The 22,605-nt window shown below is 67.5% G+C and carries 22 protein-coding genes; 9 read left to right on the top strand and 13 right to left on the bottom strand.

The features are described 5' to 3' along the window. Window positions 1-146: 146 nt before the first annotated feature. The 7 genes from ACQ7JA_RS24235 to rsmB form a co-directional block, all read right to left on the bottom strand. Window positions 147-911 carry a class II glutamine amidotransferase gene (locus ACQ7JA_RS24235; protein WP_430902262.1) on the bottom strand — a complete coding sequence of 255 codons (765 nt, stop codon included), beginning with the start codon at window positions 909-911 and terminating at the stop codon, window positions 147-149. Between the two features lie 79 nt (window positions 912-990). Continuing rightward, complete coding sequence (locus tag ACQ7JA_RS24230; RefSeq protein WP_027865841.1) at window positions 991-1,248, bottom strand: BTH_I0359 family protein; 258 nt, start codon at window positions 1,246-1,248, stop codon at window positions 991-993. A 141-nt stretch (window positions 1,249-1,389) separates the two neighbouring features. Continuing rightward, complete coding sequence (locus ACQ7JA_RS24225) at window positions 1,390-1,776, bottom strand: GTPase (RefSeq protein ID WP_430902261.1); 387 nt, start codon at window positions 1,774-1,776, stop codon at window positions 1,390-1,392. Further along, entirely contained in the window at window positions 1,777-2,520 is a 744-nt protein-coding gene (locus tag ACQ7JA_RS24220; RefSeq protein WP_430902260.1) for a response regulator, read from the bottom strand. A 90-nt stretch (window positions 2,521-2,610) separates the two neighbouring features. After that, on the bottom strand, window positions 2,611-4,920 hold the full coding sequence (locus ACQ7JA_RS24215) for an ATP-binding protein (protein WP_430902259.1): 2,310 nt from the start codon (window positions 4,918-4,920) through the stop codon (window positions 2,611-2,613). Further along, window positions 4,910-5,485: a DUF4390 domain-containing protein gene (locus ACQ7JA_RS24210; protein WP_430902258.1), complete on the bottom strand. Its 576-nt coding sequence runs from the start codon at window positions 5,483-5,485 to the stop codon at window positions 4,910-4,912. The genes ACQ7JA_RS24215 and ACQ7JA_RS24210 overlap by 11 nt, the downstream gene beginning before the upstream one ends. A gap of 42 nt (window positions 5,486-5,527) precedes the next feature. Continuing rightward, entirely contained in the window at window positions 5,528-7,084 is a 1,557-nt protein-coding gene (gene rsmB, locus ACQ7JA_RS24205; RefSeq protein ID WP_430902257.1) for a 16S rRNA (cytosine(967)-C(5))-methyltransferase RsmB, read from the bottom strand. 280 nt (window positions 7,085-7,364) lie between these two features. On the opposite strand from rsmB, the gene argS reads away from it, so the two are divergent. The 7 genes from argS to ACQ7JA_RS24170 are packed head-to-tail and all read left to right on the top strand — an operon-like array spanning window position 7,365 to window position 13,464. Next, window positions 7,365-9,104, top strand: a complete 1,740-nt coding sequence (gene argS, locus ACQ7JA_RS24200; protein WP_430902256.1) for an arginine--tRNA ligase — start codon at window positions 7,365-7,367, stop codon at window positions 9,102-9,104. Window positions 9,105-9,111: 7 nt separating this feature from the next. Next, window positions 9,112-9,786, top strand: a complete 675-nt coding sequence (locus ACQ7JA_RS24195) for an SPOR domain-containing protein (protein WP_430902255.1) — start codon at window positions 9,112-9,114, stop codon at window positions 9,784-9,786. An 8-nt stretch (window positions 9,787-9,794) separates the two neighbouring features. Then, complete coding sequence (locus tag ACQ7JA_RS24190) at window positions 9,795-10,460, top strand: thiol:disulfide interchange protein DsbA/DsbL (RefSeq protein WP_430902254.1); 666 nt, start codon at window positions 9,795-9,797, stop codon at window positions 10,458-10,460. Further along, window positions 10,457-11,260, top strand: coding sequence for an SDR family oxidoreductase (locus ACQ7JA_RS24185; RefSeq protein WP_430902253.1), 804 nt, complete (start codon window positions 10,457-10,459; stop codon window positions 11,258-11,260). The genes ACQ7JA_RS24190 and ACQ7JA_RS24185 overlap by 4 nt, the downstream gene beginning before the upstream one ends. Beyond that, window positions 11,257-12,021, top strand: coding sequence for a biotin--[acetyl-CoA-carboxylase] ligase (locus ACQ7JA_RS24180; protein ID WP_430902252.1), 765 nt, complete (start codon window positions 11,257-11,259; stop codon window positions 12,019-12,021). The genes ACQ7JA_RS24185 and ACQ7JA_RS24180 overlap by 4 nt, the downstream gene beginning before the upstream one ends. Then, window positions 12,018-12,746, top strand: coding sequence for a type III pantothenate kinase (locus ACQ7JA_RS24175; RefSeq protein WP_430902251.1), 729 nt, complete (start codon window positions 12,018-12,020; stop codon window positions 12,744-12,746). Before ACQ7JA_RS24180 ends, ACQ7JA_RS24175 begins: the two co-directional genes overlap by 4 nt. Window positions 12,747-12,762: 16 nt before the next feature. Beyond that, window positions 12,763-13,464, top strand: a complete 702-nt coding sequence (locus tag ACQ7JA_RS24170) for an SPOR domain-containing protein (protein WP_430902250.1) — start codon at window positions 12,763-12,765, stop codon at window positions 13,462-13,464. Window positions 13,465-13,487: 23 nt separating this feature from the next. On the opposite strand, the gene ACQ7JA_RS24165 is transcribed toward ACQ7JA_RS24170, so the two are convergent. The 6 genes from ACQ7JA_RS24165 to ACQ7JA_RS24140 form a co-directional block, all read right to left on the bottom strand. Continuing rightward, window positions 13,488-14,498 carry a septal ring lytic transglycosylase RlpA family protein gene (locus ACQ7JA_RS24165; RefSeq protein ID WP_430902249.1) on the bottom strand — a complete coding sequence of 337 codons (1,011 nt, stop codon included), beginning with the start codon at window positions 14,496-14,498 and terminating at the stop codon, window positions 13,488-13,490. Window positions 14,499-14,516: 18 nt separating this feature from the next. After that, complete coding sequence (rodA, locus tag ACQ7JA_RS24160; protein ID WP_430902248.1) at window positions 14,517-15,632, bottom strand: rod shape-determining protein RodA; 1,116 nt, start codon at window positions 15,630-15,632, stop codon at window positions 14,517-14,519. Window positions 15,633-15,636: 4 nt separating this feature from the next. After that, window positions 15,637-17,622 (bottom strand): penicillin-binding protein 2, encoded by a 1,986-nt coding sequence (mrdA, locus tag ACQ7JA_RS24155; RefSeq protein ID WP_430902247.1) that lies wholly within the window; start codon window positions 17,620-17,622, stop codon window positions 15,637-15,639. Window positions 17,623-17,659: 37 nt separating this feature from the next. Further along, window positions 17,660-18,178, bottom strand: coding sequence for a rod shape-determining protein MreD (gene mreD, locus ACQ7JA_RS24150; RefSeq protein ID WP_258827498.1), 519 nt, complete (start codon window positions 18,176-18,178; stop codon window positions 17,660-17,662). Then, window positions 18,168-19,292 carry a rod shape-determining protein MreC gene (mreC, locus tag ACQ7JA_RS24145; RefSeq protein ID WP_430902246.1) on the bottom strand — a complete coding sequence of 375 codons (1,125 nt, stop codon included), beginning with the start codon at window positions 19,290-19,292 and terminating at the stop codon, window positions 18,168-18,170. The genes mreD and mreC overlap by 11 nt, the downstream gene beginning before the upstream one ends. 127 nt (window positions 19,293-19,419) lie before the next feature. Continuing rightward, window positions 19,420-20,463, bottom strand: coding sequence for a rod shape-determining protein (locus ACQ7JA_RS24140; RefSeq protein WP_036247668.1), 1,044 nt, complete (start codon window positions 20,461-20,463; stop codon window positions 19,420-19,422). 329 nt (window positions 20,464-20,792) lie between these two features. Between ACQ7JA_RS24140 and gatC the strand changes: the two genes are divergently transcribed. Together gatC and gatA are read left to right on the top strand one after the other, a co-directional pair. Next, complete coding sequence (gene gatC, locus ACQ7JA_RS24135) at window positions 20,793-21,092, top strand: Asp-tRNA(Asn)/Glu-tRNA(Gln) amidotransferase subunit GatC (protein ID WP_258827496.1); 300 nt, start codon at window positions 20,793-20,795, stop codon at window positions 21,090-21,092. Window positions 21,093-21,115: 23 nt separating this feature from the next. Next, window positions 21,116-22,591 carry an Asp-tRNA(Asn)/Glu-tRNA(Gln) amidotransferase subunit GatA gene (gene gatA, locus ACQ7JA_RS24130; protein ID WP_430902245.1) on the top strand — a complete coding sequence of 492 codons (1,476 nt, stop codon included), beginning with the start codon at window positions 21,116-21,118 and terminating at the stop codon, window positions 22,589-22,591. The last annotated feature ends 14 nt before the right edge of the window (window positions 22,592-22,605 follow it).

Below are 22,605 nucleotides of genomic sequence, written 5' to 3'. Positions count from 1 at the left end.
GACGCGCGCCAGCCACCTCCTGAAGCCCGCCGCCTGCATTGCCGCCTCCGCTATCGACCGAGATGGCAATCAGACAGCGAAGCAGCTCGAGAGTTCAACTTGGCCCAACAGCCAACGGTGACAGCGCCAAAGAATATGAGGCGTGTCTATTGTGGCAAGCCATCCACGAATACCTTCAGCTCGCCGGGCTGGAACTCGGTCCAGGTTTCGTTATTGGTCAGCGGTTCGGTGACGATGATGGCGACCCGGTCGTTCGGCGTCGTCTCCTGCGAGAAGTCCACCGACAGGTCTTCGTCGGAGAGGCATGCGGAGGCGAAGGGATACTGGCGCACGATGTAGCACAGCTTGGTCGAGCAGTGCGTGAACAGCGCCGTGCCGTCCGAGAGCAGCATGTTGAAGGTGCCGTGGGCGGCGATTTGCGGCACCAGGCGTTCGAGCGCCGTGCGCAGGTCGGCGACCGCCGGCGGCGTGTCGCCGAAGGTATTGCGCAGCTCCTGCATCAGCCAGCAGAAGGCCAGCTCGCTGTCGGTGTTGCCGACCGGGCGGAACGGGCCGTGCAAGGTTGGCGCGAAGTCCTTCAGGTCGCCGTTGTGGGCGAACACCCAGTAGCGGCCCCACAGCTCGCGCACGAAGGGATGGCAGTTCTCGAGCGCGACCTGCCCTTGCGTGGCCTTGCGGATGTGGGCGATGACGTTGGTGGACTTGATCGGGTAGCGCTTGATCAGTTCGGCGATCGGCGAATCGATGGCGGCCTGGTGGTCGACGAAATGGCGTACGCCGGAACCTTCGAAGAATGCGATGCCCCAGCCGTCGTGGTGGGTGTCGGTGCGTCCGCCGCGGTGGGCGAAGCCGGTGAAGGAGAAGACGATGTCCGTGGGGACGTTGCAGTTCATTCCGAGGAGTTGGCACATGCGCGAGAGCTTACCACGCCAGAGGTGCCGGTGTCGGCCACTGTCCCCTCGAAACGGACAGTGGCTTCTTCCTGATGGATCAGTGCAGCACGACCGGCTGGCTCATCAGGGTGTCGTAGGAACCCAGGAAGTCGTCGATTTCTTCCATGGTCGGCTCGCTGGCGATGAGATTGTTCACATCGCGGCGGAAAGATTGAGCCAGTTTGCCGCCGATGAACGCTTCGCGCCGGCCGGCCTTGTCGACGATCTCGTACCCGCCGAAGCGCAGGGCTTCGAGGTCGCGATCCACGCCGAATTCGACGACGCTGTACTGTTCGCTGTTATAGATCATGTTCATGATGACTCCTTCTCTTGATCAGAGTAATTGTGCTGCCAGGCGCTTGGCGGCAGGTGCCTGGCTGATCACTTCGCTTAAGAGGTGGGGCTGGCTGGACCGATTTCAAGTGCGTTGGCCTGAAGGAGCCGACAAGGCCGAACATCAGGCGCGTACTACGGGTTCCAGTGCCAACAGCTGATCGTATGGCGCTTCTTGCAGCCACGATCGCAACTGATCAAGGTGTTCGCTGCTGGCCAAACCGATGAACAAACGTTCCGGCCCCTGGCGCAACAGACGATTCAATGTTACACGCAAAACCAGGTTCCCGGCGCAGCAAGGACACCCGACTGCGAGTCGGACAAGTCTTACGGAAGAGGATGCATGAAGGGGCGAGCTGCCTGAAGCCAGTCCTTCGAGGATGACGGCGCTGAACGCTCCATCGGAAGAAAGAGGCGTCGCGGCGAGCTGCGCGGCGATGGCCTCCTCGCGCTGCGCCGCGCTCGCGCCCGTGACCAGGATGGTCGGCAGGCGCGCAGCCGGCAAGGCCAATCAGCCGCCTTTCTTGGCGAGCTTGCCCGGCTCCACGCCGAGCTGCTTGAGCTTGCGGTACAGGTGGGTGCGTTCCAGCCCGGTCTTCTCGGCCACGCGCGTCATGCTGCCGCCTTCGCGGCCCAGGTGGTGTTCGAAATACATGCGCTCGAAGGCGTCGCGCGCCTCGCGCAGCGGCAGGTCGAAGGACAGGGTGTAGCCGGTGCCCTCGCCCTGCGAGATCGCATGCACCAGGCGCGAACCGTTGGGCGCCAGCGGCGCGGCCTGCGGCGCGTACATCGGCGCGGGCGCTGCCGCGGTGGCGGCCTCCATGGCCGGCATGGTGGTGTTCGGGACCACGGCCGGGCGCGGCGGCGCCATCGGCGCGCGCGCCACTTCCTGGGCGCGGGTCAGGCCCTGCTGCACGGCCTTGAGCAGCTTTTGCAGGGCAATCGGTTTTTCGAGGAAATTCAGGGCGCCGATGCGCGTCGCCTCGACGGCGGTGTCGATGGTCGCGTGGCCGGACATCATGATGACCGGCATGGTGAGCAGGCCGTCGCGCTGCCATTCCTTGAGCAGGGTAACGCCGTCGGTGTCCGGCATCCAGATATCGAGCAGCACCAAATCGGGAGCGCCCGCGGCACGCGCCTCGCGTGCCTGCTGCGCGTTCTCCGCCAGCGTGATGGCATGGCCTTCGTCGCCCAGGATTTCCGAGAGTAACTCCCGGATTCCCATTTCATCGTCCACTACGAGTATGTTCGCCATCTGTCTGCCTTCCTGATCTCTTACCCGTTTCGTGCGCGCTGCTCTCCCGGAACACGCCGCGTCACTGTTTAGTGAGATTTTATGCGTGTTTTATATTTCGGCCAAGTTCGCCTCGGGAGCTAACTTTAACAGCAAAATGAATACCGACGCGCCACTTCCGTCCGCCCGGTTGCCGATATCGATGCGTCCGCCATGTTCGTCGATGATCTTCTTGACCATCGGCAGGCCCAGGCCGGTGCCGCGCGCCTTGGAAGTCACGTAAGGCTCGAAGGCGCGCGCCAGGATGCGCGGCGAGAAGCCGGGGCCGTTGTCCGTGATCGCCAGGCGCACCGCGGTGCCGGCGGCGCCGTCCGCGCCCTCGTAGTGGATGGCCTCGGTGACCACGTCCACCCGCGCGGGCGGCGCGTCCGGGCCGCGGTCGGCCAGGGCGTCCTGGGCGTTCTGCACCAGGTTGTGGATCACCTGGCGCAGCTGGGTCGGGTCGCCCATCACCTGCGGCAGGCTCGGGGCCAGCGCGGCGTGGATGATGTCCGAGCCGTCCTCGGCCAGGTAAAGCTGCAGGATCTCGTCGATCAGGCCGTTCAGGTCGAGCGGCTCGAGCACCGCCGGCGGCGTGCGCGCGTAGTCGCGGAAGTCGTCGACCATGCGCTTCATGGCGTCGACCTGGTTGACGATGGTGGTGGTGCTCTTCCTGAGCAGTTCCGCTTCCTGCGGCGGCAGGCTCGATTCGAGCTTCATCTGCAGTCGCTCGGCCGAAAGCTGGATCGGGGTCAGCGGGTTCTTGATCTCGTGCGCCAGGCGGCGCGCCACCTCGCCCCAGGCCACCGAGCGCTGGGCCGAGATCACGTCCGAGATATCGTCGAACACCACGATGAAGCCGTTGCCCGAGCCGACCGGCAGGCGCGAGCCGCGCGCCAGCAGCGTGATGTCGTGGTCGTGTTCGTGATCGTGATCATTGCTGCCGCGGCGCGGGATCTCGATCTGCTGCTGCCAGTGGGCGCGGCGGCGCCGGTCGCCGTTTGCAGGCGCGGCGGCCGACTGCGCGCTCTGCGCCGAGATGGCGCGCGTGACGCAGTTGTAGAAGGTCTCCAGTCCCGCGATGCTGGCCAGCGGCCCGGCCAGCGCGCCCGGCTCGACCTGCAGGATGCGGTAGGCGGCGTCGTTCGAGTTCACTACCCGGCCTTCGGCATCGAGCACGATCACGCCCGCCGACATGTTCGCCAGCACCGACTCCAGGTGGGCCTTGGCGTTCTGCAGCGCGGCGCGGTTGCGCTCGACGGCGCTGCGCGCCTCGAACAGCTGGCCGGTCATGGCGTTGAACGAGCGCGTCAGCGTGCCCAGTTCGTCGTTGGTCTCGACCGTCGGCCGCGGCGACAGGTCGCCCTCGGCCACGGCCTGCGTGCCCTCGGCCAGCACCAGCAGCGGCTGCGCCAGGTTGCCCGCGATGAGGAAGGCGCTGCCGATCGCCCCGAAGATCGCCAGCAGCAGCGTCAGGGTCAGCGTCTCGATGTACATCTTGCGCAGGCCCAGCCTGGCCTGCGCGCGACTTCGGTATTCGTCGGAGGCGCTCCTGAGCACCACCGCGTTCGACGCCAGGTTGACCGGCACCGACTGCAGCAGCTGCAGGTAGCGCGGCTCCAGGCCGGGAGATTCGGGCACCGCCAGCACCACCCGCAATCGCAGGCCGGTGGCGGCGTCGAGCGCATTGGGACCGTTGGCCATCCCTTCGCTGCTGCCCTCGGGCCGCGCATAGCCGCCCGGCAGCGCGGCGGACTTGAGCATGTCCGGTGTGGGTTTGTCGAGCTCCAGGCTGGCATTGCGGTCCTGGGCGCTGGAAGCGAGCACGGTCCCGTCGGCGGTGAGCAGCATGGCGCTCTGCATGCCGCGCACGTCGTTGGTCAGCCCGCTCAGCACGCCCTGCACCATCACCGCATCCTGGCCCGCCAGGGTGGCGGCCGCGGTCTGTCCGGTGGCGCTTAGTTCGGCGACGGCTTCGTCGAGCGCGGCGCGCCCGAGGTTCAGGCCCGATTCGATCGCGGCCTCGATCTTGACGTCGAACCAGGATTCAATCGAGTGCGAGACGAAGCGCACCGAGACCATGAAGATCAGGAGGCCCGGCAGGATGCCGATGGCGGCGAACAGCAGCACCAGCCTCGCCACCAGGCGCGAGCCGAACTTGCCGGCCTTGTAGCGCACGTACAGACGGCCCAGCGCGACGACGACGAGCACCAGCAGCAGCACCGCCATGCCGGCGTTCACGCCCAGCAGCCAGGTGTAGTAGCGGTCGAAGAAGCCCGAATTGTCCGAGGCGGACGCGAGCAGGAACAGCAGGATCGAGACGATGGCGCCGCCCACCACGAGGGCGTAGCGCAGCGCACGGTTGATCGACCTAACCCGCACTTGGCCCCGCTTTATAGGTGAAGGTCTTGCGGTTGGAGGCGAGGCGCCAGCTGGAATCGTTGATGGCGTTCACCTGCAGCGGCTTGGACAGGAAGTCGCGGTCCATGAACATGCGGATCGACACCTCGTAGGTCTCCCCAAGCTTGAGCGCGCTCTTGGGCGCGATCAGCCAGCGCGCCGGACGCCGGATCAGGGACAGGGCTTCGTCCAGCGTCGGGAAACTCTGGGGCACGGTGCCGCCGCTCGACACATTGTACTGGCGCGTCAATACATCGTAGGAGATGCTGATGGTGCGCTTCGAGAACACCGCCTTTTCGTCGCGCCACCACCAGCGCGGGCGCGTCATCTCGATCTCGGTGGTGAAGGCCAGCTTGATGCCGTTCTGGACCGCTTCCTGCAGCTCGTGATTGAGCTCGAAGGCGAAGCGGGTGTTGAGGCGGTAGCCTTCGTCGGTGAGCTGGATCTCGGCCTGCGTGATGTCGACCCCGTCGGCCGCCCGCGCCTGCGTGCACGCGAAGACCAGCAGCAGCTGGCAGGCGAGTAGGCAGAAGAATCGTAACGTCACGGGTGAGCGGGGCCTTGGTTTAAACGTGATGAGGGAAGGTCATCACGCCGCGTTTTTCTGGAACAGGGCGTAGAACAAGCCGTCATGATCCTGCGCGGCACCGCTGGCTGGCAGCAGCTGGCCCGGCGCGTCGAGGCGGAGTGCATTATGGCGGGCCGCAAAAGCAGCCGCCTGCGCCTCCGATTCCTGGGGCCAGAGCGAACATGTCACGAACAGCAATTTACCATTGGGCAGCAACATCTGCCAAAGGTTGTCGAGTATTTTGCTGGAAAGTGTTGCAAGTTGGAGCGTATCGGACTTGCGGCGCAGCCAGCGGATGTCGGGGTGGCGGCGCACGATGCCCGAGGCCGTGCAGGGCACGTCGGCCAGGATGCGATCGTACTGCTGCCCGTCCCACCAGCCGCTATCCTGGGCCTCGGCCGCGATCAGCTTCGCCTGCAGGCCCAGGCGCCCTAGATTGTCGCCGACCCGCGCCAGGCGCTGGGGGTCGGCGTCGACCGAGGTGAGGTCGACGTCGGCCGTCTCGAGGATGTGGCCGCTCTTGCCGCCCGGGGCGGCGCAGGCGTCCAGCACCCGCATGCCATCGTGCAGGTCGAGCAGGGGCGCGGCCAGCTGGGCGCCGGCATCCTGCACCGACACCACGCCCTCGTGGAAACCCGGGATCTGGCTGACATTCACGGCCTGGGCCAGGCGCACGGCGCTGGGGCCTACCCTGCCCGCTTCGATGCCGGCCTCCGCCAGGGTCGCCAGGTAGGTGTCGACGTCCGTGCGGCGGCGGTTCACGCGCAGGGTCAAGGGTGGATGCACGTTGCCGGCCGCGAGGATGCTTTCCCATTGCTCGGGATAGGCGGCGCGGGTGCTGTCGATCCACCACTGGGGGTAGTTCCAGCGCGCCAGCGGCTGCCCGAGCGCTTGCGCGACCAGGGCCTCGCGCTCGCGCAGGAAGCGGCGCAGCACGGCATTGACCATGGCCTTGGCATGGGCGAAATCGGGGTGGCTGGCGGCCGCGTTCACGGCCTGGTCGACCACGGTGAAGGCCTCGTAGGGCGGCTGGGTCCCCTGCGGCGGATCGAGCAGGGCCAGGGCCGCCGACAGCAGGCCGGCCAGCATCGGCGGCTCGGGCGCCTTGGTGGTCATCAGGCCGAGCAGGGTATCGCTGCGGCCCAGCTGGCGCATGGTGCGGTAGGCGATGTCCTGGATCGCGCCGCGCGCCTGCGGGGTGACGTCATAGGCCGTAAACACGCCGGCCAGCGCCTGCGGCAATGCGCTGCCGCCGCGCACGCGGGCCACGGCATTGGCCGCGCCCAGCAGGGCCAGGGCCAGCGAGTCGGATTTCAGGTCGGGGCGGTAGTCGCGCTGCGGAGCGACCTTGGCCTGGTGGCTCTCGCGCAGTCGCGGCGCTTCCCTGGTGAGCGGCGCGCGGCGCTCAGGCGTGGCCGCTTCGCGCTCCGCCGAAGGGCGGTAGGTCGGCTTGGCGGCCGGCTTGGCAGGCATCGCACCGTCAGTACGGCTGCCGGATGGCCGGACCCTCTCCGACGTGGTGGAACGCGCCGGCTTGGCTTTCGGTTTGAGGGTGAGCGTCGGGCGCTTGTCGGTCATGGCAGGGTCACTACAGATGCAAAAGGCCCTCATTGTAACGGTTTAGGCTTTGGCGCCGCTTAAATAACAATCAACCCATAGAGGGTGTGAAAAAACCGCCGTGGCAAGGCGCCGAGTCGAAGACAGTACGCTAGTACGGCGAGACGAGGCAACGCAGCCATGGCGGAATTTTTCACACCCTCGTACACTGGGGAACATGTTTCCGTGCCCCGCCAAACCAGTATAATGGCCGCTGTTTGCCTGCCTGCAGGCCTCCCTCTTTTATCAGACAGACATCCCCATGCTCGCCCAACAAAAACAAGAAATCGTTGCCCTGTTCCAGGCCGCCCTTGCGCCGATCGTTGCCGGCACCGATCTGACCCCTAACGTGGTGCTGGAGCGTCCGCGCGACCCCAGCCACGGCGACATCGCCTGCAATATCGCCATGCAGCTGGCCAAGCCGCTGAAAACCAATCCGCGCGACCTGGCCACCCGCCTGGTCGCCGCCCTGCTCGCCGAACCTGCTGCCGCCGAGCTGGTCGAGTCGGCCGACGTGGCCGGCCCCGGCTTCATCAACCTGCGCGTGGCTGCCGGCGCCAAGCAGTCGGTCGTGCGCACCGTGCTCGCGCAGGGTGAAGTGTTCGGCCGCGGCGCCTCGGGCAAGGGCCACCACGCCATCATCGAATTCGTCTCGGCCAACCCGACCGGTCCGCTGCACGTCGGCCACGGCCGCCAGGCCGCGCTGGGCGACGCGCTTTCGTCGCTGTTCGAATCGCAGGGCCATGAGGTGACCCGCGAGTTCTACTACAACGACGCCGGCGTCCAGATCGCCACCCTGGCCACCTCGGTGCAGGCACGCGCACGCGGCTTCAAGCCGGGCGACGCCGAATGGCCTGAGTCGGCCTACAACGGCGACTACATCGCCGAGATCGCCGCCGACTTCCTGGCGAAAAAGACCGTCTCGGCCAGCGACGGCGAGCCAGCCACTGCCTCGGGCGACGTCGAAGACATCGAATCGATCCGCCGCTTCGCGGTGACCTACCTACGCAACGAGCAGGACCAGGACCTGCAGGCATTCGGCGTCAAGTTCGACAACTACTACCTCGAGTCCTCGCTGTACGCGGACGGCAAGGTCGAAGCGGCCGTGAAGGCGCTGGTCGATGCCGGCGTCACCTACGAGCAGGAAGGCGCGCTGTGGCTCAAGACCACCGACTACGGCGATGACAAGGACCGCGTGATGCGCAAGTCGGACGGCGGCTTCACCTACTTCGTGCCGGACGTGGCCTACCACATCCAGAAATTCCGCCGCGGCTTCGACCAGGCCATCAATATCCAGGGCAGCGACCACCACGGCACCATCGCGCGCGTGCGCGCCGGCCTGCAGGCGGTCAATATCGGCATCCCGAAGGGCTATCCCGACTACGTGCTGCACAAGATGGTCACCGTGATGAAGAACGGCGAAGAGGTCAAGATCTCCAAGCGCGCCGGTTCCTACGTCACTGTGCGCGACCTGATCGAATGGTCGGGCAACGGCGACATCACGCGCGGCCGCGACGCGGTGCGCTTCTTCCTCATCTCGCGCAAGGCCGACACCGAATTCGTGTTCGACGTCGACGTCGCGCTGAAGACCTCGGACGAGAACCCGGTCTACTACGTGCAGTACGCCCACGCGCGTATCTGCTCGGCGCTTGCCAACTGGGGCGGCGACGCATCGCAGCTGGCCGGCGCCGACCTGTCGCTGCTGACCGAACCGCACGAAGCCAGCCTGCTGGTCAAGCTGTCCGCCTATCCGGAAATGCTGGAGCGCGCCAAGGTCGAGCTGAGCCCGCACCACGTCGCCTTCTACCTGCGCGAACTGGCCGGCGAGCTGCACAGCTACTACTTCGCGCACAAGTGGCTGCTCGACGACAACGAGCCCCTGAAGCTGGCGCGCCTGGCGCTGGCCGTGGCCACCCGCCAGGTGCTGCGCAACGGCCTGGCCCTGATCGGCGTTTCCGCCCCCGACAAGATGGAACGCGCGCCCCTCGACGCTCAAGAGTAATCGCAACATGACCACCCTTCGTTCCTTTTCTTCGCTGCGCCAGCGCGGCAGCACCCTGACCGGCATCATCATCGGCCTGATCATCGGCCTGGGGATCGCGGTGGTGGTCGCGCTCGTGATCACCAAGGGCCAGTCGCCCTTCACCGACCGCTCCAACAAGATGGGCCGTCCGGCCGATCTCGCGCCGAGCCAGGCGACCGATCCGAACAAGCCGCTGTATGGCAACCGCGACGCCGCGCGCGAAGCCAACCGCGAGATCGCGGAACGCGCCAACCGTCCGGAACCGGCGCCCGCGCCGGCGCCGGCGGCTGAGGCCGACCCGCTGGGCCAGGCGATCGCCGGCATGCAGGGCGGCGCGGCGCAGCCTGCCGCACCGAGCGCGCCCGCCGCGGCGCCCGCTCCGAGCGCACCCGCGCCAGCAGCCGCACCGGCCGGCGCCGGCGACGGCTATATCTACTACCTGCAGGCGGGCGCCTTCCGTGAGATGTCGGATGCCGAGAACACCCGCGCCAAGCTGGCGCTGCTCGGCTTCGAGGCCGCGATCAGCGACCGCAGCACCGACGGCGGCGTGCTGCACCGCGTGCGCGTCGGCCCCTACAACCAGGTCGAAGCCATGAACAAGGCGCGCGCCAAGCTGCTCGACAGCGGCATCGACGTCGCCATCGTCCGCAACCAGCGCTAGGGAACACCATGCAGCCACTTCGCCGCCTCGCCTGTGCCGCCGTCCTGCTCGCCGCCACCGCGCTCGCGGGCGCTTCGCCGACCAGCCCCCGGGAAGGCGCCGAGTTCCTGAGCTTGCCGGATCCGCAGCCGACGGACAGCGGCAGGAAGATCGAGGTCATCGAGTTCTTCGCCTATTACTGCCCGCACTGCTACGCCTTCGAGCCCAAGCTGGCGGCCTGGGTGAAGAAACAGGGCGACAACATCGTGTTCCGCCGCGTGCACGTGCCGCGCGGCGAGGCGGTGGCGGCGCAGCAGCGCCTGTTCTTCACGCTGGAATCGCTCGGCATGCTCGAGCAGTACCACGACAAGGCCTTCAAGGCCATGCACGTCGACCGCCTGCCGCTGGCGCAGGACGAGCAGGTGTTCGACTGGGCCAGCCGCGCCGGCATCGACCGCGCCCGCTTCATCGACACCTACCGCTCCTTCGGCGTGCAGGCCAAGGTGCGCCGCGCCCAGGCCATGATGGAAGGCTACCGCATCACCCACTGGCCCATGGTCGCCATCGACGGACGCTTCCTGACCTCGCCAGGCATGGTGTCGGAAGCGAACGACAGCAGCGGCGAGCAGGCCCTGGCCGGCACCCTGTCGGTGATGGACGTGCTGGTCGCGCGGGCGCGAGCGGACAAGAAATGACCCTCGTGCCGGGCCGCGCGGACCGGGTGTTCATCACCGGCGCCTCGAGCGGCATCGGCGCGGCCCTGGCGCGCGAATACGCGGCGCGCGGCGCCGTGCTCGGCCTGCTGGCGCGGCGCCGCGAGGCCCTGGCCGAACTGGTCGAAAGCCTCCCCCACCCCGAACGCCACCGCATCTACGCCGTCGACGTGCTGGACCGCGAGGCGCTGGCGAACGCCGCCGCCGACTTCATCGCGGCCAATGGCGGCGCCGACATCGTCATCGCCAGCGCCGGCATCTCGCACGGCACCCTCACCGAACGTCCGGACGACCTGCCGGTGTTCGACGCGGTGTTCGCCACCAACGTCAACGCCACCGTGTCGACCTTCGCGCCCTTCATCTTCCAGATGAAAGTGGAAGGCACGCCATGCCGCCTGGTCGGCATCGGCAGCGTGGCGGGCATCCGCGGCATGCGCGGCGCCGGCGCCTACTGCGCCTCGAAAGCGGCCGTGCACAGCTACTGCGAAGCGCTGCGCCTCGAATTGCGCGCCTCGAACATCCGGGTGGTGACCATCGCCCCCGGCTACATCGATACCCCCATGACCCGCAACAACCGTTTTCCCATGCCTTTCCTGATGCCGGCCGGGCGCTTCGCCATGCAGGCCGCCAACGTCATCGCGCGCGGCCGCAGCTACCGCGTCCTGCCGTGGCAGATGGGCGTGACCGCCAAGGTCCTGCGCCTGCTGCCCAACGTCCTCTTCGATGCCCTCTTCTCGCGCGCGCCGACCAAGAAGCGCCTGCAGGCCGGGAGGAAGGCATGAAGGCGGAGCGCATCGCCGCGCTCTCCACTTCCGGCGTCGCCGTCGAAGTGGTGGCGCAGACCGGCTCGACCAGCGCCGACCTGCTCGCGCGCGCGGCGACCCTCACGGAACCCCTGCTGCTGGTGGCCGAACACCAGACCGCCGGGCGCGGACGCGCGGGACGCAGCTGGCTCTCGTCCAGCGAAAACTCGCTCACTTTTTCGCTGGCCTGGAAGTTCGCTGGCGGGCCGCAGGCGCTGCTCGGCCTGCCGCTGGCGATCGGCGCGGCGCTCGGCGACGCTCTCGGCCAGCTGGGCGTACAGGTGCAGCTCAAGTGGCCGAACGACGTGCTCAAGGACGGCGACAAGCTGGCCGGCATCCTGGTCGAGACCCAGGCCGCGCCGGGCGGCGGCACCTGGTGCGTGATCGGCATCGGCCTGAACCTGATCATGCCCGACGAGGTGGAGGCGCAACTCGGCCGCAGCGCCGCCGGCGCGCCCTGGCTGGCGCGCATGGAACGCGACGTCCTGATGGCCGCCCTGCTCGACGCCCTGGCCGACTGCCTGCGCCTGTTCGAACGACAAGGCTTCGGCGCCTTCTGCGCGCGCTGGAACCTGCGCCATGCCTGGCAGGGCGAAACCGTGGTCGTGCTCGACAACGGCGTGGTGCTGCATGAAGGGCGCGCGGCCGGCGTCGACGAGACCGGCCGCCTGCTGCTCGATACGGATGCAGGCCGCATCACCGTCATGGCGGGCGACGTGTCGCTGCGGGTGAAGGCATGAAGCTGCTCCTGATCGACGCCGGGAACACGCGTATCAAGTGGGCCGTCGCCGGCCCCGATGCAGCCCTGGGCGCGTGGGAACTGGCCGATGCGGCGCCGCATGCGGAGCTGGACACGATGGCCGGCGCCTGGCGCGCGGCCGGCGTGACGCGCGCCCTGGTCTCGAACGTGGCCGGACACGAAGCGCGCGCGCGCATCGCGGCGGCGCTGCCGGACGGGATCGACATCGAGTGGTTCGCCTCCACGCCCGAGCGTGCAGGCCTGCGCAACGGCTACCGCAACCCCGGCCAGCTGGGCTGCGACCGCTTCGCCGCCGCCATCGGCGCGCACGCGCTGGCGCCGGGCGAGAACCTGGTCGTCGCCACCTGCGGCACCGCGACCACGGTCGATGCAGTGACGGGCGACGGCCGCTTCGTCGGCGGCATGATCCTGCCCGGCCTCGCCCTGATGGCCGGTTCGCTGGCCCGCGATACCGCCCAGCTGCCGCAGGTCAAACCGGGCGCCGCTCCGCCTCCGGTCTTCGGCGACAACACGGTCGACGCCATCGTCTCCGGCTGCCTGTCGGCCCAGGCCGGCGCCATCGAACGCGCCTGCGCCGCCCATGGGGCGACGGCCTGCATCGTCTCGGGCGGCGCGGCGCCGTATATCTCCCCTACCCTCAAGCTTGCCCACCGCCTGGTCGATAATATCGTGCTGGTCGGCCTGCACGCGGTGGCCAGGGATTGATCAAGGGAGAGCGCACTTGTTGAAATTGATATTCTGGGCCCTGCTCGCCGCGAATGCGACGCTGTTCGCCTACGGCCAGGGTTATCTCGGGAAGGTCGAGGGCGGAGAACGCGAACCGCAGCGCCTGAAGAGCCAGCTGGCGCGCGAACGCATGGTGATGCTGAGCGCTGCCGAGGCACGCGCCGCTGCCGAGGCGGCGCCCGCGGTCACGGAGGTTCCCCTGGTGCCGGAACCGGCGCCCGCGCCGGTGGCTACCATCGCCTGCACCCAGGCCGGCAGCTTCGCGGCGCCGGACGCGCGCCGCTTCGAAACCCGGATCGAGCGCCTCGGCTTTGGCGAGCGCCAGTCGCGCACCAGCGTGCCCTACCAGGAAGTGACCAGTCACCTGGTCTACCTGCCGCCGAATGGCGGCAAGGAAGGCGCCGACCGCCGCGTGGCCGAGCTGAAGGAAAAAGGCGTGACGAACTACTTCGTGATGCAGGGCGAGGGACCGATGAAATGGGCGGTGTCGCTGGGCGTGTTCAAGACCGAGACCGCGGCCCAGAGCTTGATTGCGGCCCTGGGCAAGCAGGGTGTGCGCGGCGCACGCGTGCTGCCGCGTGGGCCGCAGACCACGCGCGCGGCGTGGCAGTTCCGCAATATCACCAATGAGGAGCGCACCCGCCTGGCCGGCATTGCCGACGATTTCGCGGGCGTGCAATTGAGGCCCTGCCCGTAGGGTGGACGGCGAAGCCGACCACCCTACCGTTTGACGACGATTGGCTTGAGCCCGAACGACGACGGCACCCCACGCGCCGCTTCCTGCGCCGCCTCGCGGGTCTCGAAGGGTCCTCCGAACAAGCGGTTCACCGAGCCCACTTTCACCACTTCCAGCTTGCCCACCTCGACCCCGGCCTCGCTCAGCTTTTCGCCCATCGCCTCGGCGGTGCCGGCGCGGCCGTAGGCGCCGAGCTGCACGTAGTAGCCGTTGCGCGGCACGAGTTTGGCGACCGGCGGCGCGACCTCCGCCACCGCGGCGCTGTCGGTGCGCACCCGGTCTTCCAGCATCAGCGCCGCGATTTCCGGCGGCGCCGACTGCGCCTCGGAAGCGATGGCGCGGCGCACGGTGGCGATGCGGGTCGGGTCGTTCGGGAACAGGCGCTCGATCTCGACCTGGTGGCTGCCCTTGCCCAGCAGGCCCAGCTTCAGGGCCGCCGTGTAGGAAACGTCGATGACGCGGCTGGCGTGGAAGGGGCCGCGGTCGTTGATGCGCACCACCACCGACTTGCCGCTCTCGACGCTGGTCACGCGGGCGTAGGACGGGATCGGCAGGGTCGGGTGCGCGGCCGTCATCTTGTACATGTCGTAGAGCTCGCCCGACGAGGTCTTCTGGCCGTGGAACTTCACCCCATACCAGCTGGCGATGCCGGTCTGGACGAAGGGATCGCTGTGCAGGATCGGGGTGTAGGTGGTGCCGAACACGGTGTAGGGACGGTTGGCCCACTTGGCGTAGGGCTCGGCCTTGACCACCGCATCGGGCAGGTCCAGCAGGCCGGGGGGCGGGTTGGCGCCGGGACCGTCGTCCTTGTAGTAGCCGCCGCGGCCCGAGTTGGCCGGCGGCAGCTTGGGCGCATCCGAATTCTTCGCCGTGGGATGGTGCTTCCAGGGAAGTGGGATGAGGCTCTTGTGTTCGCCAGTTTCGGTGGTGCTGCAACCGGCGAGGAAAGTGGCCAGTGTAATGACCGTGGCAAGTTGTTTTCTTGGAACGGTCATCGACAGCGTCCTCCTTTATTACGTCTGCACCAGTTTACGATGTCTTTGAATACTCATCAATATACCAGCGCCGAGGCCCAGGGTAATGAACGCGGTGCCGCCGTAGCTCATGAATGGTAAAGGAACTCCCACGACCGGCAGGATGCCGATGACCATGCCCATGTTGACGAAAGCATAAGTGAAGAACATCATCGTGATGGCGCCGGCCAGCAGGCGCGAGAAGGTGTTCGGGGCGTTGGCCGCGATCATCATGCCGCGCCCGAGCAGGAGCAGGTAGACGAAGAGCAGGAACAGGTTGCCGACCAGGCCGAATTCCTCCGAATACACGGCGAACACGAAGTCGGTGGTCTGCTCGGGAACGAATTCGAGCGCGCCTTGCGTGCCCTGGCCGTAGCCCTTGCCGAACAGGCCGCCGGAGCCGATCGCGATCTCGGACTGGATGATGTGGAAGCCCTTGCCCAGCGGATCGGAGGTCGGGTCGATCAGCGTCATCACCCGGTCGCGCTGGTAGTCGTGCAGCATCGACCAGGCGATCGGCAGCGCGGCGGCGCCGGATACGGCCAATGCCGCCAGCGCCTTCCATGGCAGGCCGGCCAGGAAGATCACGTAGAAGCCCGAACTGCCCACCATCAGCGCGGTGCCGAGGTCGGGCTGCTTGGCGATCAGGGTGAAGGGAATCAGGAGGATCACGGCGGCCACGAGGTAGTTCTTCCAGGTGGCGGCATTGGCGCGCTGCTGGAAATACCAGGCCAGCATCAGCGGCGTCGCGATCTTGAGGATCTCGGAAGGCTGGATGTCGACGCCCACGTGCAGCCAGCGCCGCGCGCCCTTCTTGATGATGCCGAAGACGGCCACCGCGATCAGCAGGGCCACTCCGAAGGTATAGATCGGCACGGCGAGCCGCATCAGGGTTTGCGGCGGCACGTTCGCCGCGACCCACATGATGCCGAAGGCCAGCAGGAAGTTGCGGATCTGGTGCTCGACGCGGTCCGGGAATTCGGCGCCGGCCGAGGTCATGGTGATCACGCTGGTCATCATCAGCATGAACAGCACCAGGCCGAGCGGCCAGTCGAAGACCGCAAAATAGGGACGCAGGCGGCGCCGCAGCGAGCGGCGTTCTGGAATGTGCGCCATGGGCTTATTCCTTCAAGGTGGCTGGTGCGGCGGCCGGCGCGGCGGCCTGGATCACGGGGGCGGCCGGCTGCGCGGCAGGCCTGGGCGCGCCTGGCGCTGCGCCGGGGGCCGGATCCTTGGGCTTGGGCGGCGCCGGGCGCTTGCCCAGCAGGTAGTAGTCGAGCGCCTTGCGCGCGATGGGCGCGGCGAAGGAAGCGCCGAAGCCGACGTTCTCCACGATCAGCGCCAGCGCGATCTTCGGGTTGTCGGCCGGGGCGAAGGCGACGTAGAGCGCGTTGTCGCGATGGCGCTCGTCGATCGCGTTGGCGTTGTACTTCTGGCCTTTCAGGCCGATCACCTGCGCGGTGCCGGTCTTGCCGGCCGAGATGTACTCGGCGCCCGCGAAGGCGCGGCGGCCGGTGCCGTAGGATTCCTGGGTCACGCCCACCATGGTGTGCTTGATGAAATCGACATTCTCCTGCTTGAGCGGGATGCGCCGGGTTTCCTTGGGCACGGTCAGGGTGCGCTGCCGGGTGGCGCCGTCCTCGATGATCTTGACCAGGTGCGGCTTCATCACGACGCCGTTGTTGGCCAGGGTCGAGACCGCGTGCGCCAGCTGGATCATCGAATAGGTGTTGAAGCCCTGCCCGATCGAGATCGAGATGGTGTCGCCGCCGACCCACTTGCCGGCGCGCGGGTTCTTGCGGAAGCGCTGCGCCTTCCACTCCTTGGACGGGCGCACGCCGGCCTTTTCATGTTCGAGGTCGATGCCGGTGAGTTCGCCGAAGCCGAACTGCTTCATGAAGTTCGAGATGTTGTCAATGCCCATCTCGTTGCCGAGCTGGTAGTAATAGGTGTCGCAGGATTCCACCACCGAGCGGTACATGTCGACGTAGCCGTGTCCGCCAGGCTTGTCGTCGTTGAAGCGGTGCCCGCCCAGCATGTAGAAGCCGGGATCGCGGATGGCGTCCGAAGGCTTGCGGAAGCCCATCTCGAGCGCGGCCAGCGCCATGAAGGGCTTGAAGGTCGACCCCGGCGGATAGCCGCCCTGCAGCGGACGGTTCATCAGCGGCCGGTCGAGCGAGGTGTTCAGCTCGTTCCAGTTCTGGCTGTCGATGCCGTCCACGAAGAGGTTGGGGTCGTAGCCGGGGCGCGAGACGTAGGCCAGCACGTCGCCGGTGGCGGGTTCGATCGCCACCAGGGCGCCGCGGTTCTCGCCGAAGGCTTCCTCGATCACCTTCTGCAGCTCGATGTCGATCGACAGGATCAGGTTGCTGCCCGGCGTGGGCGGCGTCCGCGACAGCGTGCGGATCGCGCGTCCGCCGGCGGTGCGCTCGACCTGTTCGTAGCCGGTGGTGCCGTGCAGGTATTCCTCGTACTTCTTCTCGACGCCTTCCTTGCCGATATGCTCGGTGCCGTTGTAGTTGGCGTCGACGCCGTCCTTCTCGAGCTGGTCGGCTTCCTTCTGGTTGATGCGGCCGATGTAGCCGATCACGTGCGAGGCGGTCTCGCCCAGCGGGTACTGGCGGAACAGGCGCGCCTGGACCTCCACGCCGGGGAAGCGGAAGCGCTGCGCGGTGAAGCGCGCCACTTCGTCGTCGGTCAGGCGGGTGCGCAGCGGCACGCTGGCGAAGCTGCGCGACTCTTCCAGCAGGCGCTTGAAGCGGCGCCGGTCGCGCTGCTCGATGGTGACCAGCTTGGCCAGCTCGTCGATCACCGATTCCAGGTTCGCCTCCAGCTTGGAGGGCGTGATCTCGAGCGTGTAGGCGGAATAGTTGCGCGCCAGGACCACGCCGTTGCGGTCCACGATGAGGCCGCGGTTGGGCACGATCGGCACCAGGGCGATGCGGTTGCCCTCGGCCTGCAGCGCGAACTGGTCGTGGCGCAGCACCTGCAGCCACACGAAGCGCGCGACCAGCAGGCCGAAGCAGATGAAGACGAGCGCCACCAGCGCCGTCAGGCGCAGGCGAAACTGGTGGATCTCGCGGTCGTTGTCCTTGAATTCGGTCACAGCGGAGAACTCGGCATGGGCGGAAGGATCGTGTCGATCAGATCGGACGGGTATGGTCGCGGTCGACGGCGCGGCGTTGCGGCGCCAGCAGCAGCCAGGTGATCACCGGCCACAGGCTGACTGCGACCACGCTCTCGGCAAAGTGCAGCAGGCCGGGGAAACGACCCGAGGCCGTGAAGTGCACGAAGGCCTGCACGGCCTGGGCCAGCAGCAGCAGCGGGAACACATGCATGGCCTGGGTCATCAGGCGGAACCACAGCACGCGGCGGTGGATCATGATGGCGAGGTAGGACAGCAGCGTATAGGCCAGCGCGTTCTCGCCCAGCAGGCTGGCGTCGTGCACGTCCATCAGGAGGCCCATCAGGAAGGCCACGCCGATGCCGACCTTGCGCGGCTGGTGGATGCCCCAGAAGACCAGCACCAGGGCGACGAAGTCGGGAGCGCCGACCCAGCGGCCCATCGGCAGCAGGTTGAGCATGAAGGCGCAGACCAGGCTGAAGGTGATGAACAGCGGGCTGACGGGCAGCAGGATGTAATGGGGGCGGTTACCTGGCATTGGCCGGTCCTCCTGGTTGCGAAGTTGCTGGCGGCGTTGCAGGCTGCGTGGCCGGTGCGGCCGCGGCCGGCGCGGCGGCAGCCGGGGCCGGGCGGGCCGGCGCGGCGCCGTTCGCGGGTGCGGTCCCCGGCGCGGCCACGCCCTGCCCTGCGGTGGGCTGTCCCTGCGGCGGCAGCGGCGAAGGCGGCAGCGGTGGCGCCGGGATCGGCGCCATGGCCGGCAGCTTGCGGCGCGAGGTGGTGGCGGACGGCGTGACTTCGGCGGCCGGGCGCGGCGGCAGGTCGGACTGCGACATGATGATCAGGAGCTGGCGGTTGCGGTCGATGCCGCCCAGCGGCTGGCACACCACGCGGCCGAAGGCGCCGGCGGCGACGTTCTCGACCTGCACCACCTTGGCCACGGCCAGGCCCGCCGGGTACATGCCGTCCAGGCCCGAGGTCACCAGCACGTCGCCGACCTGGATGTCGGCATTGGCGACCACGAAGCGCAGGTCCAGCAGCCCCGATTGTCCGCGGCCGTAGGCGATGCTGCGCAGGCCGCTCCGGAGCACCTGCACGGGAATCGCCTGGTCGCGGTCGGTCAGCAGGGTGACTTCGGAAGTGAAGGGGAAAACGCGGGTGACCTGGCCGACCACGCCAGCATGGTCGATCACCGGCAGGCCGGGCACGACGTTGTCGCGCGAGCCGCGGTCGATCACGATGCGTCGGGTGGACGGGTCGCGTGCGTCGTAGAGGATCTCGGTCAGCTGGGCCTTGAGCGGCAGGTGCTGGCGCGCGTCCATCAGGCGGCGCAGCTGGGCGTTCTCGGCCATCTGGAACTGGGCCTGCTGCAGCACCCTGGCCTGGGCCAGCTGCTGGGTCTTGAGTTCGCGGACTTCCTTCTGCAGCGTGGAGATCGAGGAGAAGTAGCCGGCCATGTTGCCGAGCGCCTCGCGCGGCAACAGGGCCGCCATCTGCAGGGGATAGAGGACGGTGGCGGCGACCTGGCGCACCGCGCCGAGGGTGTGGTAGCGGGCATCGACCACCAGCAGCGTCACCGAGATCAGGGCGAAGACGATGGCCTTGACCCGTGCCGGGGCACCTTGTTTGAAAAGCGGCGGAGGACTGTATTGCATGCCCTGTTGGCGTCCTGTCTAGTCGCGCGCGTCAATCAATGTCAACGCGGGCAGATGCGCGCGGTCTGACCGCACGCCCTGCCCGCTGTCACATCGGCCGCGCCGCTGTTGTGGTGGTGTGGTGTGATTACTCGTAGGAGAAGATCGAGCCCAGCTTGTCCATGCGCTCGAGCGCCATGCCCGAGCCGCGCACCACGCAGGTCAGCGGATCTTCGGCCACCAGCACCGGCAGGCCGGTCTCTTCCATCAGCAGGCGGTCCAGGTCGCGCAGCAGCGCGCCGCCGCCGGTCAGCATCATGCCCTTCTCGGCGATGTCGGCGCCCAGTTCCGGCGGTGCCTGCTCCAGCGCGTTCTTGACGGCCGAGACGATGTTGTTGAGCGGGTCGGTCAGCGCTTCCAGGATCTCGTTCGAGGAGATCGTGAACGAGCGCGGGATGCCTTCGGACAGGTTGCGGCCCTTGACTTCCATCTCCTTGACTTCCGAACCCGGGAAGGCCGAACCGATGGCCTTCTTGATCGCTTCGGCGGTCTGTTCGCCGATCAGCATGCCGTAGTTGCGGCGGATGTAGTTGACGATGGCTTCGTCGAACTTGTCGCCGCCCACGCGCACCGAGCCCTTGTAGACCATACCGCCCAGCGAGATGATGCCGACTTCGGTGGTGCCGCCGCCGATGTCGACCACCATCGAGCCGGTCGCGTCCGAGACCGGCAGGCCGGCGCCGATCGCGGCCGCCATCGGCTCTTCGATCAGGTAGACCTGCGAGGCGCCGGCGCCGAGGGCCGATTCGCGGATCGCGCGGCGCTCGACCTGGGTCGAACCGCAGGGCACGCAGATGATGATGCGCGGCGACGGGCGGAAGAATTTCGAGTCGTGGACCATGCGGATGAACTGCTTGAGCATCTGCTCGGTCACGGTGAAGTCGGCGATCACGCCGTCCTTCATCGGGCGGATGGCCTCGATATTGCCCGGCACCTTGCCCAGCATCTGCTTGGCTTCCTTGCCGACTGCCTGGATGGTCTTCTTGCCGTTCGGGCCGCCTTCCTGGCGGATCGCCACCACCGAGGGTTCATCCAGCACGATGCCCAGGCCGCGCACGTAAATCAGGGTGTTGGCGGTACCGAGGTCGATCGCCAGGTCATTCGAGAAGTAGCTGCGTAAAAAACCAAACATGGGTGTCCTGATTGCGCACCGGGGTGCGCGTGAAGATTGATCGGGTTGTCTTCGCCGCGCCTGCCGGGGTTCGTGAACCCTGAATCGTGCATCGCGGTCTTTCCTGCGGCGGGCGAGCTTTCAGCCCGGCAGCGCATTAGCCCGCCATTCTACCTTATAATTTGTCGATTAAATGCTGAAAACGGGTGGTTTTAGCCCCCATTTCCGAGGCGAGATCGACGGTGTTACCAAGGTTTTATCGGCCATAGCACGCCGTTGGCTGACCTCTTGCCAACTTTCATTATTAGCCCAACCACACTTTGCACGCGGCCCGCGCCGCGCCCCTAGCCATGTCCCTGACACTTTCAGACGTAAAACGCATCGCCAACCTGGCCCAGCTCGAGATGGATGAGGCCCACGCGGAAACCGCGCTGGCCGAGCTGAACGGCATCTTCGCCCTGGCCGAGCAGATGCAGGCGGTGGACACGAGCGGTGTCGCGCCGCTGTCACAGCCGCTGGCCGCCATCATGGCCCTGCCGCTGCGCCTGCGCGACGACGTGGTGACCGAAGAGAACCGCCGCGAGGACTACCAGGCGCCGGCGCCGAAGGCGCAGGACGGCCTCTACCTGGTCCCGAAGGTTATCGAGTAAACGCTTAGAACAGAAGAACGCACATGCACAACAAGACCCTCAAAGAGCTGTCCGCGCTCCTGCAATCGAAGCAGGTCTCGAGCGTCGAACTCGCCAGCCACTACCTCGGCCGCATCGAAGCGAGCGGCCATAACGCCTTCCTGCACCTGGACCGCGAACGCACCCTGGCGCAAGCCGCCAGCGCCGACGCCCGCATCGCCGCTGGCACCGCCGGCCCGCTGACCGGCGTGCCGATCGCGCACAAGGACATTTTCGTGACCCGCGGCTGGCGCACCACCGCCGGCTCGAAGATGCTGGCCAACTACGAGAGCCCCTTCGATGCCACCGTGGTCGACCGCTTCGGCAAGGCCGGCATGGTCACCCTGGGCAAGGTCAACCTCGACGAATTCGCGATGGGCTCGGCCAACGAGAACTCGGCCTTCGGCCCGGTGAAGAATCCCTGGGATCCGCTGGCGGTGCCGGGCGGCTCCTCGGGCGGCTCGGCCGCCGCGGTCGCCGCGCGCCTGGCGCCGGCCGCGACCGCCACCGACACCGGCGGCTCGATCCGCCAGCCGGCCGCCTTCTGCGGCGTCACCGGCATCAAGCCGACCTATGGCCGCGTCTCGCGCTTCGGCATGATCGCGTTTGCCTCCTCGCTGGACCAGGGCGGCCCGATCGCCCAGACCGCCGAGGACTGCGCCCTGCTGCTGAACGACATGATCGGTTTCGACGAGCGCGACTCGACCAGCCTGACCGTCGAACAGGGCAACGTGGCGGAGGACTATACCCGCGACCTGAACAAGCCCTTGAACGGCCTGCGCATCGGCGTGCCGAAGGAATACTTCGGCGAAGGCCTGGCCTCGGACGTGGAAAGCGCCGTGCGCGCCGCGCTGGAGCAGTTCGTGAAGCTGGGCGCCACCCTGGTGGACATCTCGCTGCCGAAGACCGCGCTGTCGATCCCGACCTACTACATCATCGCCCCGGCGGAAGCCTCGTCGAACCTGTCGCGCTTCGACGGCGTGCGCTACGGCCACCGCGCCAGCGAGTACAAGGATCTGCAGGACATGTACCGCAAAACCCGCGCCGAAGGCTTCGGCCGTGAAGTGCAGCGCCGCATCATGGTCGGCACCTATGTGCTCTGCCACGGCTACTACGACGCCTACTACGTGCAGGCCCAGAAGATCCGCCGCCTGATCGCGGACGACTTCCAGGCGGCGTTTGCCGACAAGTGCGACGTCATCATGGGCCCGGTGGCCCCGACCGTCGCCTGGGATCTCGGCTCGAAAGCCAACGATCCGGTGGCGAACTACCTGGCCGACATCTTCACCCTGTCGACCAGCCTGGCGGGCCTGCCGGGCATGTCGATCCCCTGTGGTTTCGGCGCCGGCGAGAAGAACGCCAAGCGCCCGGTCGGCCTGCAGATCATCGGCAACTACTTCGCCGAAGCCAAGCTGCTGAACATCGCGCACCAGTACCAGCAGGTTACCGACTGGCATACCCGCGCGCCGGAAGGCGTCTGAGCCCCGCACAGAAA

This window comes from Massilia sp. BKSP1R2A-1, from assembly GCF_050586525.1.
Classification (GTDB): Bacteria; Pseudomonadota; Gammaproteobacteria; order Burkholderiales; family Burkholderiaceae_D; genus Telluria.
This window is presented reverse-complemented; position numbering and strand designations above follow the sequence as displayed.

Coding starts and splice junctions, on each gene's coding strand:
- ACQ7JA_RS24185 (WP_430902253.1), top strand. CDS start 10,457: ATGACCCTCGTGCCGGGCCGCGCGGACCGGGTGTTCATCACCGGCGCC.
- argS (WP_430902256.1), top strand. CDS start 7,365: ATGCTCGCCCAACAAAAACAAGAAATCGTTGCCCTGTTCCAGGCCGCC.
- ACQ7JA_RS24190 (WP_430902254.1), top strand. CDS start 9,795: ATGCAGCCACTTCGCCGCCTCGCCTGTGCCGCCGTCCTGCTCGCCGCC.
- ACQ7JA_RS24220 (WP_430902260.1), bottom strand. CDS start 2,520: ATGGCGAACATACTCGTAGTGGACGATGAAATGGGAATCCGGGAGTTA.
- ACQ7JA_RS24195 (WP_430902255.1), top strand. CDS start 9,112: ATGACCACCCTTCGTTCCTTTTCTTCGCTGCGCCAGCGCGGCAGCACC.
- mreD (WP_258827498.1), bottom strand. CDS start 18,178: ATGCCAGGTAACCGCCCCCATTACATCCTGCTGCCCGTCAGCCCGCTG.
- rodA (WP_430902248.1), bottom strand. CDS start 15,632: ATGGCGCACATTCCAGAACGCCGCTCGCTGCGGCGCCGCCTGCGTCCC.
- ACQ7JA_RS24165 (WP_430902249.1), bottom strand. CDS start 14,498: ATGACCGTTCCAAGAAAACAACTTGCCACGGTCATTACACTGGCCACT.
- ACQ7JA_RS24175 (WP_430902251.1), top strand. CDS start 12,018: ATGAAGCTGCTCCTGATCGACGCCGGGAACACGCGTATCAAGTGGGCC.
- gatA (WP_430902245.1), top strand. CDS start 21,116: ATGCACAACAAGACCCTCAAAGAGCTGTCCGCGCTCCTGCAATCGAAG.
- ACQ7JA_RS24180 (WP_430902252.1), top strand. CDS start 11,257: ATGAAGGCGGAGCGCATCGCCGCGCTCTCCACTTCCGGCGTCGCCGTC.
- ACQ7JA_RS24140 (WP_036247668.1), bottom strand. CDS start 20,463: ATGTTTGGTTTTTTACGCAGCTACTTCTCGAATGACCTGGCGATCGAC.
- ACQ7JA_RS24235 (WP_430902262.1), bottom strand. CDS start 911: ATGTGCCAACTCCTCGGAATGAACTGCAACGTCCCCACGGACATCGTC.
- mreC (WP_430902246.1), bottom strand. CDS start 19,292: ATGCAATACAGTCCTCCGCCGCTTTTCAAACAAGGTGCCCCGGCACGG.
- gatC (WP_258827496.1), top strand. CDS start 20,793: ATGTCCCTGACACTTTCAGACGTAAAACGCATCGCCAACCTGGCCCAG.
- rsmB (WP_430902257.1), bottom strand. CDS start 7,084: ATGACCGACAAGCGCCCGACGCTCACCCTCAAACCGAAAGCCAAGCCG.
- ACQ7JA_RS24230 (WP_027865841.1), bottom strand. CDS start 1,248: ATGAACATGATCTATAACAGCGAACAGTACAGCGTCGTCGAATTCGGC.